Raw genomic sequence first — 16,622 nt, 5'->3', positions numbered from 1 at the left:
TAGACGACCTCTTCGTTCATTAATCTTCTTGCGTATATCTGTCTAAGGCATCGACGCTGGAGCGCAAATATAGCCAGGCTAATTGATGAAATTCGCCCAGCGCGTTCCATAACGCGTCTTCACTCATAATGCTGTATTCGCCTTCCGTACTTAAATCCAGTTCCGCCCCGTCTTCAATAGCCTGATGACACGCCTGATATTCGTGGGTGTAGAAATTAGCCATATCGCGAATTAAAGCGACGGCATATTTCCAACGGCGGATGTTTTCTTCTAATTGCGGTAGTAAATAACACCATTCGCGGTATTTGCTTTGGATTTCATCAATACGTTTTTGTATGTTTGCTTGTCCTTTTTTAATTTGTGAATAAGTTGAATAGGTTGCAGAGTGGAATGAAACGGTTTTTTGTTTAATTTCACCAAAATTTCTTTAAACGGGACAAAAGTCCCTTTGTATTGAGTTTTCGTTAAAAGTACATATTTGTCAAGGAGATGGCATGAAACTGCTGGTTATCGGTAATGGTGGTCGCGAACACGCGCTGGCTTGGAAATTGGCGCAGTCGCCCAAAGTGGAAACAGTATTTGTTGCGCCCGGTAATGCCGGTACGGCGATTGAACCCAAGTTGCAAAACATCGCCTTGACTGCGCATCAGGATTTAATTGAATTTTGTCGTAAAGAAAATATTACTTTTACCGTCGTTGGCCCTGAAGCGCCTTTGGCGGCAGGTATTGTGGATGATTTTCGTGCCGCAGGGCTGAAAATATTTGGTCCGACACAATATGCGGCGCAGTTGGAAAGTTCTAAAGATTTTGCCAAAGCATTTATGGCGAAATACAACATTCCAACCGCGCAATATCAAACCTTTAAAAATACCGATGCTGCACACGATTACGTCAATCAGAAAGGTGCGCCCATCGTCATCAAAGCCGATGGTTTGGCGGCAGGTAAAGGCGTGATTGTGGCAATGACTTTGGATGAAGCGCATGCTGCAATTGATGATATGTTGTTGGGCAATAAAATGGGCAATGCAGGCGCACGCGTTGTGATTGAAGATTTCCTGCAAGGCGAAGAAGCGAGCTTTATCGTTATGGTCGATGGCAATCATGTATTGCCTATGGCGACCAGCCAAGACCACAAGCGTCTTTTAGACGGCGACAAAGGCCCGAATACGGGCGGTATGGGCGCGTACAGTCCCGCGCCTGTGGTAACGCCTGCCGTGTACGAGCGCGCGATGAACGAGATTATTTTGCCGACCGTGGCGGGTATGAAAGCGGAAGGGCATGAGTTTACCGGTTTCCTGTACGCAGGTTTGATGATTGATCAAAGCGGCGCACCTTATACGATTGAGTTTAACTGCCGTTTTGGCGATCCCGAAACCCAGCCGATTATGAGTCGTCTGAACAGCGACTTGGCGGATTTGGTCGAAGCAGCAATAGACGGCAAACTCGATAGTGTAGCCGCAGAATGGAACCCGCAAACTGCTGTAGGCGTGGTGCTGGCGGCACAAAATTATCCCGAAACGCCTAAAAAAGGCGATGTTATTTCCGGTCTGGATGCTGCTAACCAAGTAGGCAAAGTTTTCCATGCTGGCACAATGGCAAACGATAAAGGCGACGTATTGACCAACGGCGGCCGCGTATTGTGTGTTGTAGGATTGGGCGACGATGTGGCGCAAGCGAAAGCCAAGGCATATGGCGCATTGGAAAAAATCAGCTTCGACGGGATGCAATACCGTAAAGACATTGCCGATAAAGCGATTAACCGTTAATTAGAAAGAGGATGATGCCGTCTGAAGCCAAGTATGACTGATATGCTTCAGACGGCATTTTATATTATGTTATTTCCGAGAATTATCGCAGCATCAGCGCAACGTAAGTTAAGCGTTTATTTGAAAAAAGGCGGTTTGGTCGCTTATCCGACCGAATCTTGTTATGGTTTGGGGTGTCTTCCGACATTAGCCAAAGCACTCGGTAAGTTGGCTCATTTGAAAAAAAGGCCGCAACACAAGGGTATGATTGTCATCGGGAATCAATTTGAACAATTGCAGCCTTTTCTTCAAATGCCGTCTGAAAATCTTCAGGATATGCTTAGAAAAGAATGGCCTGCTCCTAAAACGTTCTTATTATCTGCCAAATTCTGTGTCTTACCTGAGTTGCGCGGGAAGAGGCGCGGCAAGCTGGCGGTCAGAGTGCCCGATCATGCAGGAGCAAGACGTTTGTGTCAGGCATTGGGTATGCCTTTGGTTTCCACTTCATGCAATCGGGCGGGCAAACGCGCGTGTCGGACGGAGAGGGAAGTCAGAAGGCAGTTCGGACGCGATGTGTGGATTGTCGGCGGGAGAATCGGCAGGCAGAAATCGCCGAGTCAGATTATTGATGGGGAAACAGGTAAACGTTTGCGTTAGATATGGGTACTTGAATGAAAACTTTTTTGCATACACAAAGAAAAAATTTTTCGGATGGTATTTCTCTACATGATTGTTATTGCACAGAGATAAAGGTAGAAGGACGCAACGTCTGCTTTGATTTTGAGGACGGTTTTGTCGTTCTGGACAACAATCCAAACAATCAAGCGGGAAAGCATCTGAAAACAGATTTTTCCCGTGTTGTTTTAACCCATGAAAATGAAAACGCCGAAGACGATTATTTGGTTGATATTTTTGAAGACATTGTTTTTTTAGGGAAACGTTTGTTTACGGTCAGAAAATTTCTTGATCTTTCCGAATTGCTTGAGATGGTCAATACACAAGGTTATTTTCTTGAGTTTCTGTATCTGTATGAGTGTATCGGTGTCAAAACAAGCGATTATTTTTTAGAGGCTGTGTTGGTTAAGGGGCGGAGCTGAGAATGTAAGAAATGCTTTATCAAAATTATGGGGGCAAGCAGTTTTGTGTATCAATGGAACAATTTACGTTTGGATAATGAAATTGTATAGTAGGTTTATATTTCGGATGGAAGCCGGTTTAAAAAAATAATGTGGATAACTTCGGGGTAACTTTTCAGGGAATGGCAAAATGCCGTCTGAAATGCTGATATTTCAGTATTTTAGACGGCATTTTTATGATAAGGTTTATGGATAAGTTTGTGTATAAGTTGAAATCAGAGTTTTTTTCCGCATACGGTTTCATATTGTTTTTCGGTTAATGTTCCGGATAGGATGTTCATTGGACGGAGGGAAGAGGCTGAGTAGCTTTGTGTGGAAATTTCTGTGTTTTTGGTATCAAACAACTGTAGCGAACTTAAGCGGTATGTTTTGTTGTTGCAGTGGATTTCCCACTCTGCAATGGCAGTCTTGTATGCGGGGGTGTTGGCAAAACGTTCTTGTTTTAGATTGGTAACAACTTTTTTATCTTGGAAAATCATCAGATTTCCGTTTTTTCTCACGCTGTCTTTATTGATATATGTATGAATATTGCCGTTTGAGATCGTGCCGGTATTTTCCCATCGGGCAGACTTGTCCGGTGTGCTGCAGGCGGTTAGCAATATAGGGAGTAAAACGAAAGATAGGAAGATTGGGCGCATTAGGGTTTCCTTAATCATTGAAATCCGCTCATTCAGAAAGAACGGGTTGGGCGGGAGGGGTAGTGCCGTCTGTGAAATAAGGCAAATATGGCAAATTGATGCAGCCTTCGTGTTTTGCGTATTTATACATTCCGTATGGAGGAATATGCTGCTTTTGAAGCGTGTATTATGGATGAACTGCCGATAACAGTAAATCGGTTTGATTTGTTTCCGTCAGCTTATGCCGTCTGAAGCCCTTTCAGACGGCATTTATTTTGAAGTTCGGGTTGTTTTTGCCAGTGATATTTTGATGGTTTGAAGCTGTCTTTTATATTCCCGGCAATGCGGGCAGAACAGCAGGTGCATATATATAGAAATCTTCTCGCCCAGGGTGGTTTCCTGTTCCTGATGTTTGGAAAGAAGCAGGGCAATATCGCGGCATTTTTTCATAACGTTACTTCGGGTTTTCTTGGTTGAACCATTTGATTTGCAGGCATTGGCGCAATGATTCTCGGGCGCGGTGCATAATGGTGTGGTAGTTGGCCGTGCTGATACCGCACATTTGTTGTATTTCGTCGGATGAAAAACCGAGTATTTCCTTCAGGGTAAATACCCGTGCGGTGTTTTCAGGCAGGTTGTATAGGCAGCTTTGCAGAATTTTTTGGAATTCGTTGTTATTTAATGATTTTTCCGGAGTGTTCCAATGTTGAGGCTGCCCTTCCGGCGTCCAATGCCCGTTTTTGGAAAAATGGCTTTCAAATGCTTCATCCAGCAGCTCGTCATCCAGTGCGGTAAAGACTTTCCTTTGTCTCCCGATTTGACGTAATGCGTCAATAATTTTGTTTTTCAATATGGCAAAAAGCCAGCTGTTGACAAGTGCCCTGCCTTGAAAACTGTCGCCTGCGCTGTATGCGGACAGCAATGTTTCCTGCACTAAATCTTCAGCCAAATCAGGGTGGTCGGGCAATTGGAGCCGCGCAAAATGCAGAAGCAGTTTGCGCGACTCCATTAATTCGGCATCGGTCAGGTCGGGTAGCGGCATAGTATCGGGAACAAGGTAATTTTATGCGGATAGATGGTTTTGGCCCGGGGAATTGCCTTCCATATTTTCGGATATGGCGGATAAAGAGGGGATGATAATCCTTTGTTCAATCCAGCCTGACCATTTCCCAAGCAAAATATTTTTCCAATTATCGGCTTTAGGCATAAATTCGACAAGGGTTTGGGCGAGGGTGTCAAATGAAAGCGCGGAGGAACCCATTATCTCCAGCAGCATCATATCGAAGCCGTCCAATGTTTGGTACATCACATCATCTTCGGCGTTTCGCCATATTAACAAGGCTGTTTCCGCTTCCTGCAAATCATCGGTAACATCGTATCGATATTGCCGGATAAAGGCCGCAGGGGAGGGCGTGTATTTGCTGTCATTTGAATAATGAATGTCGGGAATATCCGGAATTTGTGCAACTTCTGCCAGCAATTGGGTATATTCAAAATCCATCAGTGCCAAAATGTCGTCTGAAAGCGGCAGGCTTTGGCAATATTGTAGGAACTCGCCGGGAATTTCTTGAAAATAGGGCGTTTGGGTGCGCGCGTCGCGGACGAAACCTTCCTTCAGACGGCCCCATTCTTCGCTGTCAAAGTATTGCAGCGTTTCGGTATAGCAGCGGTCGATAAAGCTGTGGATATTGTTGCGTATCAGGCGGATATAGACGTTCAGTCGGTCTTGCGGCAGACCGTCTGCGGCTTCGCCCCCGCGTATGGCTTGGGCGAAACGGTGCTGGTATTGGGCAGAGGTTTCAGGCTGCACGGCGGCATTCCTTTCTGGCACGCGTTTGATAATCGGCGATTTTGGCGACTTCGGCTTCGAGTTCGGCAAAAGGCGGGAAATTAAAATCGCGTTCCAACAGGGTGGGCGGAATCGTCGGCAGCTTGGCATAGGCAAGTTCGAGCAAGTCCCAAACAGTCGGCAAAACTGCCGCGCCATGTGTATCAATCAACAATTCCGGCGTTTCCACGTCATGTCCGGCAATATGGATATAGCACACGCGATCTGCGTCAACGTTTTTCAAAAAAGCCTCCGGCGACAACAGACCGTGATTGACGGCGTTGACGTAGATATTGTTCACGTCCAGATGAATGCCGCAATCGGCCTCACGTGCAACCGCGTTGAGGAACTCGACCTCGTTCATCTCGGCAAGCGGGGAATGCAGATAGTAGGACGTGTTTTCCACGGCGATGCGGCAGCCCAAACGGTCTTGCACTTCGCGGATACGCCGCGCCGTATGATGCACCATTTCCTCGGTAAAGGGCAGCGGCAACAAATCGTAAAGATGACCGCCGTCGTGGCAGTAGCTCAAATGGTCGGAGAAAAACGTGCAATCGTAACGGCGCATCATTTCTTTGATGCCGTCTATCAAATCAGTATCCAGCGGGGCTTGCCCGCCCAGCGACATAGACAATCCGTGCAACGCCAGCGGCAGCCGTTCCGCCACGCGATCAAACTGTTTGCGCGCCCTGCCGCCCATTTTCAGCCAGTTTTCCGGTGCGGCTTCGATAAAGCATATCGGGCTGTTTTCGGAAAGCGAGAGAAAGTCTTCCGCCAAGTCGCGGCGGTAGCCCAAGCCTGCGTGTTGAATCATATTTTTACCCGGTTCGGATGGCACAAAAGAATAATGTGCTTGTTTAAAAAAATCTTTGTTTGCCGTTAAAAAAGCCGCATTTTACTGAAAAACGCGGCTTGGTTTGAAGGGGCGGGATTATTTAGAACCGCATTTGCCTTCGCCGCATTTGCCTTCGGCAGATTTGGCTTTGGCTTTAGATGCTTTGGTGTGTTTGTGGGCTTTTTTTACGGTTGCACCGCATTTGCCCTCGCCGCATTTGCCTTCGCCTGCTTTAGAAGCAGCCGCGCCGCACGAACCTTCGGCAGATTTGGACGCGCCGCAAGAGCCTTGGGCGGATTTTTGAACGCCTGTTGCGTTGCTTGCCGGTTTGTCGGCGGCAACGGCGCCGGCGGCCAAAGACAGGGATAAAGCACCGGCGAGTGCGGCAGCAATGTTTTTGTTCATTTCTATTTCCTTTTCAGAATATCAAGTTAACGAGATAAGGTTGGAATGTTTAAAGTCAGATTCCACGACTGAATCAATCTTGTTTCAGACGGCATCGGGGGCAAAACCGTTTTTTCAGCAGCGTATCCAGCGACCATCCGCCCGCACCCTGCAAAAGCAGCGGGATTAATACCACGATATAAATTAAAGCCATTTTATAACCGTTGTCGCAGACATTGTAACCTGAACCGGCGTGAACCGCAGCCCAAGCGACGGCGGTAACGACCATCAGCCCCAATGCCGACAGGCGCGTTGCCAAACCCAAAAGCAACAGTACGGGCAGCAAAAGCTCCGCATACATAGCGAGATTCCAGTTTAACGCGTCCGGCAGTAAGTTGAACGGGAATGGGAATTGATCGTTGATTTCGGAAAACCAATTCTCCCCGTTCCATTTTTGCAAACCCGATTCCAAAAATTCATATGCGGCAAACAGACGCAAAACCAGCATAGCGGATGCCGTCTGCCAAGTTGTTCCGATTTTCATAAGTGTTCCTGTTTTTGGTTCTGTTGATACCCCATTAGACGGATTTTGTCGGAAAAACTGACACCCGGCAGCCAATAATTTAACAAGTTAATGAATATAAAAAGAAAGTATTTTGACGGAAAGAAAGGGAAAAAGGCGGGATATTTGGATAACGGCGGTGTTGTGAGATAATTCCCGCCTTGGACGGTATGCCTTCAAATACAATTTCCGTAAAGGAAAAAAAGAAAATATTAATTTTGATGATGATATAAAAAGCCCCTTTCGCTTGGCTGTCAAAGGGGGGTGTTAAGAAAAGCAATCCCCCTTTCGACGGGGTGCGATATATAAAGGAATGGAAAATATGGTAACGTTTTCAAAAATCAGACCACTTTTGGCAATTGCCGCCGCCGCGTTGCTTGCCGCCTGCGGTACGGAGGGAAACAATGCCGCCCGCAAGCCGGTGCAAACCGCCAAACCCGCCGCAGTGGTCGGTTTGGCACTCGGTGGCGGCGCATCCAAAGGATTTGCCCATATAGGTATTATTAAGGTTTTGAAAGAAAACGGTATTCCTGTGAATGTGGTTACCGGTACATCGGCAGGTTCGATAGTAGGCAGCCTTTTTGCATCGGGTATGTCGCCCGACCGCCTCGAATTGGAAGCCGAAATTTTAGGCAAAACCGATTTAGTCGATTTAACCTTGTCCACCAGTGGTTTTATCAAAGGCGAAAAGCTGCAAAACTACATCAACCGAAAAGTCGGCGGCAGGCAGATTCAGCAGTTTCCCATCAAATTTGCCGCCGTTGCCACTGATTTTGAAACCGGCAAGGCCGCCACTTTCAATCAGGGGAATGTCGGACAGGCGGTTCGTGCTTCCGCAGCCATTCCCAATGTGTTCCAGCCAGTCATCATCGGCAGGCACAAATATGTTGACGGCGGTTTGTCGCAGCCCGTGCCCGTCAGTGCCGCCCGGCGGCTGGGTGCGGATTTCGTGATTGCTGTCGATATTTCCGCACGTCCGAGCAAAAATGTCGGTCAAGGTTTCTTCTCTTATCTCGATCAGACGCTGAACGTAATGAGCGTTTCCGCATTGCAAAATGAGTTGGGGCAGGCAGATGTGGTTATCAAACCGCAGGTTTTGGATTTGGGTGCAGTCGGCGGTTTCGATCAGAAAAAACGCGCCATCCGGTTGGGTGAAGAGGCCGCACGTGCTGCATTGCCTGAAATTAAACGTAAACTGGCGGCATACCGTTATTGACGCGATGCCGTCTGAACGTGTTTCCAGAAGGCTTTATCCATAGAAAAAAATACCCGAATCCCGTACAATACGCCCCTAAAATTTTGAAAGAACAAAAGAATCATGGAAGCCGAAGTAATCAACCAGCTTAACAACACACTGAACGACTTGGAGAAGCGCAGCGAAGACATCCGCGTTTATATGGACTATCAGGGCAAGAAAGACCGATTGGAAGAAGTCATCGGCCTTTCCGAAGACCCCGAACTTTGGAATGACCCGAAACGCGCCCAAGAAATCGGTAAAGAGCGCAAAATCCTCGAAGGCATCGTGCTGACGCTGGACAACATCGCGACGGGCATCGAAGACAACCGCATGCTGATTGAAATGACCGTCGAAGAAAACGACGAAGAAGGTTTTGCCGCCGTGCAGGAAGATGTGGCGGGGCTGGAAAAACAGATGGCGGATTTGGAGTTTAAACGGATGTTCAACCAGCCTGCCGACCCGAACAACTGCTTTATCGACATCACCGCAGGCGCGGGCGGTACCGAAGCGGAAGACTGGGCGGGGATGCTGTTCCGTATGTACAGCCGCTACGCCGAGCGCAAAGGCTTCAAAATCGAAATCCTTGAGGAAGACGACGGCGAAATCGCAGGCATCAACCGCGCGACTATCCGAGTGGAAGGCGAATACGCTTATGGTTTGCTGCGTACCGAAACCGGCGTTCACCGCTTGGTGCGTTACTCGCCGTTTGACTCGAACAACAAACGCCATACCTCGTTTGCCTCCGTGTTCGTTTACCCTGAAATCGACGATTCTATCGAAATCGAAATCAACCCCGCCGATTTGCGCATCGACACCTACCGTGCATCGGGCGCGGGCGGTCAGCACATCAACAAAACCGACTCCGCCGTGCGCATTACCCACGAGCCGACGGGGATTGTGGTGCAATGTCAAAACGACCGTTCGCAACACGCCAACAAAGCCGCCGCGATGGAAATGTTGAAATCCAAACTATACGAATTGGAAATGCGCAAACGCAACGAAGAGAAACAGGCGTTGGAAGAAGGCAAGTCCGATGTGGGTTGGGGCAGCCAAATCCGTTCGTACGTCTTGGACTCCTCGCGCATCAAAGACTTGCGTACAGGCTACGAAGTCGGCAACACCAAAGCCGTATTGGATGGCGATTTGGACGGCTTTATCGAAGCCAGCCTGAAACAGGGCGTGTAGTTTGAACCGTATGCCGTCTGAAACCTGTACCGTTTCAGACGGCATTTTTGCGTTTCGTGTTATAATCCGCGCCGCACACGGGACGAGCAGACAGTCGCCGCGTATCGCGTAAGGCATACGGGGAGGAAAGTCCGGGCTCCGCAGGGTAGAATGCCGGTTAACGGCCGGGCGCGGTAACGCGACGGAAAGTGGAACAGAAAGCAAAACCGCCGATGGCTGCTTTGGCAGCACAGGCAAGGGTGAAAAGGTGCGGTAAGGGCGCACCGCGCATTTGGTAACAATATGCGGCAGGCCAAACCCCATTCGGAGCAAGACCAAACAGAACGCAATGACGCTGCCCGCCGAGCGTTCGGGTAGGTTGCTTGAGCATACCGGTAACGGTATGCCTAGAGGAATGACTGTCCGAGACAGAACCCGGCTTACCGCCCGTCCGGTGTGCATCCGACACGCAAATGCCGTCTGAAACCTGAAATATGGTTCAGACGGCATTTTTATTTAGGTTGTGTTTTTATAGTGGATTAGTGTTGCCTCGCCTTAGCTCAAAGAGAACGATTCTCTAAGGTGCTGAAGCACCAAGTGAATCGGTTCCGTACTATTTGTACTGTCTGCGGCTTCGTCGCCTTGTCCTGATTTTTGTTAATCCACTATATATTCCGTTGATGCAGCACTAATTTAGTCGGATAAAATGCCTTTTACTCAATAGAACCGGTTTCCGCCCAAGCGGAAATAAACGGCTATTTCCCTTGCAAACAGACGGAATCAGTCAGATATTTAAATGACAATCGGCAGGCTGCCTTCCGGTTGAGGGGAGCCTGTCCTGTCGGGTGGAAACGGTTTGGTTTCATTATGCGGAAAAATGCCGTCTGAAGGGTTCAGACGGCATCGGGGCGGGACTTAGTCTGTGCCTTCGAGCATTTTGTTCAATTTGGGGACGAGCAGGAGCAGCAGGAAGCCTGTGGCTGCGCCGATGTAGAACAGCAGCCGGTAGAAGCCGATTTCGTCGCCCGCCTGATAGCCTTTTTCAAACAATACGCCGCCCAAAGTGAAGCCTAATGAAAAGGCAAGGAAATTAAGGGCGACCATTTGGGTTTTGAATAAAGGCGGTGCGATTTTGGTGGAGATGGACAGCGCAATCGGGGAAATCATCAGTTCGCCTATCGTGATGGCGAGGACGATCAGTGCGAAAACCGCAATAGGCATCGGCGTGCCGGAGGAAATAAAGGGGACGAATCCCAAAAACGACGCGCCGGTAACAAATACCGCCATAGCGAATTTCAGCGGGGTTTTGGGCTGTTTGCGCCCCATTTTTGTCCACATTGCCGCCATAAGTCCGGAAAACAGGATGACCCACAGGCTTTGCATGGAATCTTTCCAGGCGACGGGCACGGTAAACGAACCGATGGTGCGGTTGACGGTTTCGTCGAAATAGACGGTTGCCACGGTGTAAATCTGAAACCAGACGGCCCAAAACATACAGATGGTCAGGAAAAGCGGGATGTAGGCGATGATGTGCCGTTTGTTGTCGGAACTGACGCAGGGGTTGGTCAGCAGGCGGGCGAAATAGGCGATGACGGCAAGGATGACGGTAGATAAGAGGATGCCGGAGAAATTGTCGAGGTTGACAAGCCCGGTTTTGATGGCGGTTGCAAGTGCGGCGATGAGGGCGATGCCGACGGCGGCCGCAGTTTTGCCCTGTCCTTTTGAAAGCGGATGGGGGACGGTGGGGTGGGGCAGGTTTTTACGTCCCAGGGAATAACGCCACAAGCCGAATGCCATACCGACCGCCGCCGCGCCGAAACCATAATGGAAACCAATGTTTTCTTGAAGCAGTCCGGTCAATAAGGGGCCTAAGAAGCCGCCGATATTGATGGCGATGTAGAAAATGGAAAATCCCGCATCGCGCAGCGGGCGCATTTCGTCCTGTTCGTATAATGCGCCCACCATAGAGCTGGCCGTAGATTTCACACCGCCGCTGCCCAATGCGATGAATATCAGCCCGATTAAAAGGCCGTACAGGCCCGGGGCGGCGGCAAGGACGATGTGTCCGAGCATCACGACGATGCCCGAGAGGAAGAGGGTTTTTTCCGCTCCCCATACGCGGTCGGCAAACCACGCGCCCAAAATGGTGGACAGGTACACGCTGCCGCTGTATGCGCCGACAATGCCGCCGGCGAGGGTTTTGTCTATGCCCAAGCCGCCTTTGTCGGCGGTGTAGTAGAGGTAAATCAGCAGGATGCCCTGCATTCCGTAAAATGAAAAACGTTCCCACAATTCGATATGGAAGAGGGTGGAAAGCTGGAAGGGGTGGCCGAAGAATGTTTTTTCTCCGGTGGGGGCGGGATGCCGGGACATAAAGGTTCTCCTAAAAGATTTTCTCTCAATGCCGTCTGAAACGGATGCGGACGGCGGCGGTGTTTTTTGTATGAAAATCGGTTTGTAACCTATATTGTCATTCTTTGTCAAACGACGCGCTGCCGTTTTTGCGGACGGATGTTTTGATATTTGTTTCAATTCAACGGATTATATCTTAGAGGACGTGTTCCGATACGGCGCGGGTAAAGCCTTTTCAGTCAAGCGGCTTATCCGATAGGGCGGTTTTTACTTAGATGGAAAATCACTTTTTTATATCCGCCACGCCGAAGGGCGCATTATAGTGGATTAACAAAAACCAGTACGGCGTTGCCTCGCCTTAGCTCAAAGAGAACGATTCTCTAAGGTGTTGAAGCACCAAGTGAATCGGTTCCGTACTATCTGTACTGTCTGCGGCTTCGTCGCCTTGTCCTGATTTTTGTTAATTCACTATATCGATTCTGTTCCCTTGCAGGCGGACGGCGGCGGAAAAGCAGGTTTTCAAATGTCCGGTTTGGCGGCGCGCCTTTCAGACGGCATGGCGGCGGACAGTGCCGCGCCGTCTGAAAACCGTTTATTTCCCTTTGCCGTTTCCGGCGGAGTCTTTTTTGTCCGAACCGAATAGGCGGTCGAAACGTATGGTGTATGTCAGCTCGCCGCCCGATGAAAGGCTGCCGATACGGGCAACCGCCTGTATGGCGCGGGTCAGCCGGTAAATCAGTTTGACGGACTGTTCCGCGCTGGAGATGCCGTATTCGTAGCCGATGTAGAGTTTGCCGGTCAGTTGTTTGCCGACGGTCAGCACCTGTTCGGCGGGGTTGAGTTCGCCGGTTTGCGCGTTGCGGCTGCGCTTGCTGGTAAAGCCCAAATCATCCACCAGCCCGATGCGGTCGTTGATTTGTCCGGCAAGCAGCGCGCCTGCGGCTGCGGACAGGGCGGCATTGTCGCCGCTGCTGCCGCTGCCGGCGCGGTTGAGGATGAGCCAGGAGAGCTTGTCTTTTTCACTCATCGGTTCGTTTGCCGTCAGTGTAATGCGCGGGCTGTTGAGGCTGCCCAATATTTCCACGCCCGCACCGACGGGGGAAAGGCGGCGTTCGGCGCGGATGTTGAGGTTGGGGTCGTTGAGCGGGCCGACAAAGGAGACCGTGCCTTTGGTAATGTCCAAATCCTGCCCGTATGCCTTGTAACGCCCTTTGATGACGCGGACCGTGCCCACGCCCCGCACGCTTCCGCCCGGTTGCGCGGTCAGGGTCAGTTTGCCGCCTATGGTAACGTCCGCGCCGTAGCCGGCGAAGCGGATGCTGTCATTGAGGTCTAAAGTCAGGTTCATATTGACGGGGAGCGGTGCCGCCGCCTCTTTCTTGACTTCGCCCAATACGACGACATCGTCGCCAACGGACGGCATTGAGGATTTTTGCGAACCGAACAGCCCCTGATCCGTTTTAATCATCCCGGTAACGGATATGCCTTTTTGCGGCGAATAGCGCAGGCGGGTGTTGCCGGAAACCGTCAGGCGGCGGTTGGGGCGGGACAGGATGCGGTATTTGTCGAACACCGCGCCGATATCGATATTGGGCCCGCTGTTTTCCATACCGACCGTGCCGGAGAGTTCCGCCGTTCCTTCGTGCCGGAATTTCAGGCTGTCGATTACCCATTTCCTGCCCGCGATATGCGAACGCAGCGAGCCGTTGTCCAAGATGATGCCTTGGGTTTGGTTGCGGTAATAGAGTTTGTCGCCGTTGATGCTGCCGCCCAAGTGCGGGTCGGAGATGCTGCCGCCGAGGGTTACGGCGGCATTCAGGCTGCCTTTGACAGTTTGTCCGACCGGTAGGAAGTTGCGGAATACTTCGGCATCGGCAACGGTCAGGTTGAGCCTGCCGCCCAAAGGCGCGGTATCGAAGGAGCGGCTTTGCCCGACGGTGATGTTGCCGTTGATTTTCCCGTAGTTGCTGCTGCCGTTGACGGCGGCATTGACGGACGGAGAGCCGACCCGTCCGCCGATTTGCGCGGCGGCATTCAGGCTGCCGGTAATGTTTTGCGCGGCGGCGGGCAGAAAGGGCTTCAATGCGCCCAAGTCGGGAAGGGAGGCGGTAATCCTGCCGCCGAGCGGTGCATTTGCCATATTGCCGCCGAAGGCGTTGCCGATGCCCAAATCGGCGTTAATCCGTCCGAAACGCGCGCCGCCGTCAAGCAGGATTCCGATGCGATCGTTTTGAAAGCGCGTTTTCAGGGAAAATGCGTTCAAACCCAAAGCCTGCCCGCCGGGCAATACGGCATCGCCGCTTTGCCGGCTGATATTGAGATAGCCGCGCGCGTTGCGCCCGTAGGCGACATCCCAGTCGCCGTTTAAAACCAGATTGTGTTCGAAGGGCGGTTTGAAGAAATTGTGCAACTCGGCGATATGCAGACCGTGTGCGCCGCCTTTTGCCGATATGCCGGTTTTTTTATCCCAAGAAAAGTGTTGCAGGTTGAGGCTGCCGCCCATTGCCTGCCAATTTGCCGCACTTGCCGCCACGCGTTCCGCACCGGCTTCGAGCGTCATACGGTTTTGCAGCTTGAGGTTGAACGCGCCGCCGATGTCGAGGATGCCGATGCTGCCTTTCCATCGGGTAAGTTCTCTGTTGATGCCGCCTGAAGCGTCCAAATCGAATTTGAACGGTTTGCCGTCCAGCGTGATGGCGGCGTGTGTGCGGATGCGGTGCTGCGCGCCCGTGCCGTCCAGCGTCAGGTCGGCGGTATCGACAACCGCCGCCCCGCCCGACAGCGAAAGGCGGCTGCCTTTAATGTCGGCGCGTATCGGACGGCTTGTGTCGGGCGAACCTTTGAGCGTGAAATCGAGCGAACGGATGTCTGCCGCCTTGCCGATGTGCAGGTTGCGCGCCGCGCCGGAAAGGTCGGTTTCAAAGGTTCGGATGCCGCCGTCCAAATCGCCGGAAAGATGGCCGTGTATGTTTAACAAGCCTTCCAGTCCGAAACCGAAACGGGATAAATCGGGGGCGGTGATATTGAGGTTGAGCCGGTCGCCTTTTTTGCCAAAGCCGCCGTCTGTTTTGATGATGTTCCTCCCCAGCCGCAAATCGACGGCGGCGCGCGGAAGGTGGCGGGACTCGTAAACAATGTCGGCACTGCCGGCAATCGGTACGCCGTTGAACGTGCCGGGTAAAAACCGCATTTTGCCTGTGAATTTCTCTTTTGCCAGTTCGCCGGCAAGGTTTATTGAGCCGTTGATATTGCCCGCCGGAAGTTGCGGATCGATGCGCGAAGGGTCGAATGCGCGGGAACGGATGTCCAGCTTGAGCAGGCGGTCTTTAAACAGCTCGAGATAGCCTTGCGCGGTCAGGCTGCCTTGCCCGGCGGCGATGTTGACGGTGTCGAATACCAGTTTCCGCTGTCCGTTTGCGGGGTCGCTTGCGATGGCGAGGCTGCCGTCCGTGCGTGCCGTACCGGTGCCAAGTTGCCAAGAGATTTTGGGCGAGGCGGTCGTGCCGCCGATGCCGATGCTGCCGTCCAACCTGCCTTTGAACGCGGTTTGCAGCACGTCTTCTGCGCCGACGGAGTTGATGCCTATATTTAAATCGAGGATGTCTTTTCCGGTGTCGATTTTACCCGACAGCCTGATGCCGCCCCGTCCGAGCAGGGCGGCGGACGTATTGCCGATATGCACCGTGCCGTCCTGCCGGATGACAAAGCCGCCCAAAATCTGTCGGACGGGGATGCTGTTGTGGTCGGCAAAACCGGCCTCGGTATTTTCTAGGTCGAGAGAACCTTCCAGTGCGATGCCGTCTGAAAAAGACGGAATGGCGGTCAGGTCAAAGTTAAGCCTTGCTTTGGGTAGGGAGGGCAGGAAGGCGGACGGATTGATGTTGAATCCTTTAATCAGCACTTCTTCCAATGTTTTATCCAATGATTCGGCAAACGGGTGGATGACGGATTTCCCCGATAAATGGATATTGTCGCCATCCAGTATCAGGTCGGTGTGCATATCCTGCAAACTGCCCCACAGGCGCGCCGTACCGTGTATGGTTTCGCCTTCCAGTTCGCCTTTGGTGTAGATGGCGGTGTTGAGGACAAAAGGTTTTTTCAGACCGATTACGACTGCGCCGGTCGATTTGCTCCACGGGGTGTCGGCGGTTTTCAGGTCGAGGCGGTGCCCTTTACGGTCGTAACGGTATGCCGCGTTGAGGCGTTCGAGATAGACGGTTTGTTTGTCAAAGGCTTTGCCTGCGCTGATTTTGCCCGTCTCGAAGCGGTCGAGATAGACGGCGGCAGGCAGGTCTATGCTGTCGGGAAGGCTGAGCGGCGGGCGTTCTTCTTTAGGCGGAGTCGGTTTGGTAACGATAGCGATGTCGCCGGCGGAAATTTCGGTAATGTGCAGGCTGCGGCGCATCAGTTCGGACGGTTTCCACGTGAAGCGGAAGCGGCTGATTTTAAGGTCTGCACCCTCGGTTTCTATCGACCAGTTGTCGCCGTCGAAGCCGTCGAGCAGCGTGCCTTTGAGGTTTTGGGAGGAAATGTTTACGCCGAACCAAGACGGGATTTGGTACAGCCCGAAGCGCAAACCGGATTCCGTACCAGCGAGCCAGCTGAGGAAACATACTGCCAAAATCAGGACAGACAGCAGTGCCGCCGACAGCTTCAGCAGCGGGCGGCGTTTTTTTGCCGGCGGGGCAGGGCGGTGTTCAGACGGCATTTTGCGCGTGCCGTTTTCGGTCGGATCGGTATCTGTCGGTGCGGTATCGGTCAT

At 51.5% G+C, this 16,622-nt stretch carries 14 protein-coding genes, 1 other RNA gene and 1 pseudogene; 6 read left to right on the top strand and 10 right to left on the bottom strand.

The annotated features are described in order from the left end of the window. Positions 1-19: 19 nt before the first annotated feature. The gene (locus tag Q3O12_RS04120) at positions 20-337 is read right to left on the bottom strand and encodes a DUF4298 domain-containing protein (protein WP_301667627.1); all 318 of its coding nucleotides are present in this window, start codon (positions 335-337) and stop codon (positions 20-22) included. A 157-nt stretch (positions 338-494) separates the two neighbouring features. Between Q3O12_RS04120 and purD the strand changes: the two genes are divergently transcribed. From purD to Q3O12_RS04105, 3 genes and pseudogenes are all read left to right on the top strand, one after another. Then, on the top strand, positions 495-1,766 hold the full coding sequence (gene purD, locus Q3O12_RS04115) for a phosphoribosylamine--glycine ligase (protein ID WP_301669470.1): 1,272 nt from the start codon (positions 495-497) through the stop codon (positions 1,764-1,766). 33 nt (positions 1,767-1,799) lie between these two features. Then, positions 1,800-2,402 (top strand): L-threonylcarbamoyladenylate synthase, encoded by a 603-nt coding sequence (locus Q3O12_RS04110; protein ID WP_301669468.1) that lies wholly within the window; start codon positions 1,800-1,802, stop codon positions 2,400-2,402. 14 nt (positions 2,403-2,416) lie between these two features. Next, positions 2,417-2,932, top strand: a pseudogene (locus Q3O12_RS04105) (hypothetical protein). Between the two features lie 164 nt (positions 2,933-3,096). Here the strand turns inward: Q3O12_RS04105 and Q3O12_RS04100 are convergent. The 7 genes from Q3O12_RS04100 to Q3O12_RS04070 all read right to left on the bottom strand — a co-directional run bounded on the left by Q3O12_RS04100 (position 3,097) and on the right by Q3O12_RS04070 (position 7,089). Further along, entirely contained in the window at positions 3,097-3,537 is a 441-nt protein-coding gene (locus tag Q3O12_RS04100) for a surface-adhesin E family protein (RefSeq protein WP_301669466.1), read from the bottom strand. Positions 3,538-3,768: 231 nt separating this feature from the next. Next, positions 3,769-3,948: a zf-HC2 domain-containing protein gene (locus Q3O12_RS04095; RefSeq protein ID WP_301667597.1), complete on the bottom strand. Its 180-nt coding sequence runs from the start codon at positions 3,946-3,948 to the stop codon at positions 3,769-3,771. A 4-nt stretch (positions 3,949-3,952) separates the two neighbouring features. Further along, a complete protein-coding gene (locus tag Q3O12_RS04090) occupies positions 3,953-4,540 on the bottom strand; it encodes a sigma-70 family RNA polymerase sigma factor (protein ID WP_301667596.1) in 588 nt (195 codons plus the stop codon). 21 nt (positions 4,541-4,561) lie between these two features. Continuing rightward, the gene (locus Q3O12_RS04085; protein ID WP_301669464.1) at positions 4,562-5,308 is read right to left on the bottom strand and encodes an HvfC family RiPP maturation protein; all 747 of its coding nucleotides are present in this window, start codon (positions 5,306-5,308) and stop codon (positions 4,562-4,564) included. Next, entirely contained in the window at positions 5,298-6,140 is an 843-nt protein-coding gene (locus tag Q3O12_RS04080) for an HvfB family MNIO-type RiPP peptide maturase (RefSeq protein ID WP_301669462.1), read from the bottom strand. Before Q3O12_RS04080 ends, Q3O12_RS04085 begins: the two co-directional genes overlap by 11 nt. Positions 6,141-6,257: 117 nt before the next feature. Beyond that, entirely contained in the window at positions 6,258-6,566 is a 309-nt protein-coding gene (locus Q3O12_RS04075) for an HvfA family oxazolone/thioamide-modified RiPP metallophore (protein ID WP_003688122.1), read from the bottom strand. Positions 6,567-6,639: 73 nt separating this feature from the next. Beyond that, the gene (locus tag Q3O12_RS04070) at positions 6,640-7,089 is read right to left on the bottom strand and encodes an HvfX family Cu-binding RiPP maturation protein (RefSeq protein ID WP_003710760.1); all 450 of its coding nucleotides are present in this window, start codon (positions 7,087-7,089) and stop codon (positions 6,640-6,642) included. A gap of 340 nt (positions 7,090-7,429) precedes the next feature. On the opposite strand from Q3O12_RS04070, the gene Q3O12_RS04065 reads away from it, so the two are divergent. The 3 genes from Q3O12_RS04065 (at position 7,430) to rnpB (ending at position 9,967) form a co-directional block, all read left to right on the top strand. Beyond that, positions 7,430-8,323, top strand: coding sequence for a patatin-like phospholipase family protein (locus Q3O12_RS04065; protein WP_301669456.1), 894 nt, complete (start codon positions 7,430-7,432; stop codon positions 8,321-8,323). A gap of 102 nt (positions 8,324-8,425) precedes the next feature. Then, positions 8,426-9,529, top strand: coding sequence for a peptide chain release factor 2 (gene prfB / locus Q3O12_RS04060; RefSeq protein ID WP_002237430.1), 1,104 nt, complete (start codon positions 8,426-8,428; stop codon positions 9,527-9,529). Between the two features lie 78 nt (positions 9,530-9,607). Continuing rightward, an RNA gene (gene rnpB, locus Q3O12_RS04055) (RNase P RNA component class A) lies at positions 9,608-9,967 on the top strand. Positions 9,968-10,423: 456 nt separating this feature from the next. Here rnpB and Q3O12_RS04050 read toward each other — a convergent pair. Together Q3O12_RS04050 and Q3O12_RS04045 are read right to left on the bottom strand one after the other, a co-directional pair. Continuing rightward, positions 10,424-11,881, bottom strand: coding sequence for an oligopeptide:H+ symporter (locus tag Q3O12_RS04050; protein WP_301669454.1), 1,458 nt, complete (start codon positions 11,879-11,881; stop codon positions 10,424-10,426). Between the two features lie 571 nt (positions 11,882-12,452). Beyond that, positions 12,453-16,622: a translocation/assembly module TamB domain-containing protein gene (locus Q3O12_RS04045; RefSeq protein WP_301669453.1), complete on the bottom strand. Its 4,170-nt coding sequence runs from the start codon at positions 16,620-16,622 to the stop codon at positions 12,453-12,455.

Origin of the sequence: Neisseria benedictiae (assembly GCF_958267435.1) — a bacterium.
GTDB classification, from domain to species: Bacteria; Pseudomonadota; Gammaproteobacteria; order Burkholderiales; family Neisseriaceae; genus Neisseria; species Neisseria bergeri.
Note: the sequence above shows the minus strand (reverse complement) of the source record. Positions and strands in the feature narration are given on the sequence as shown.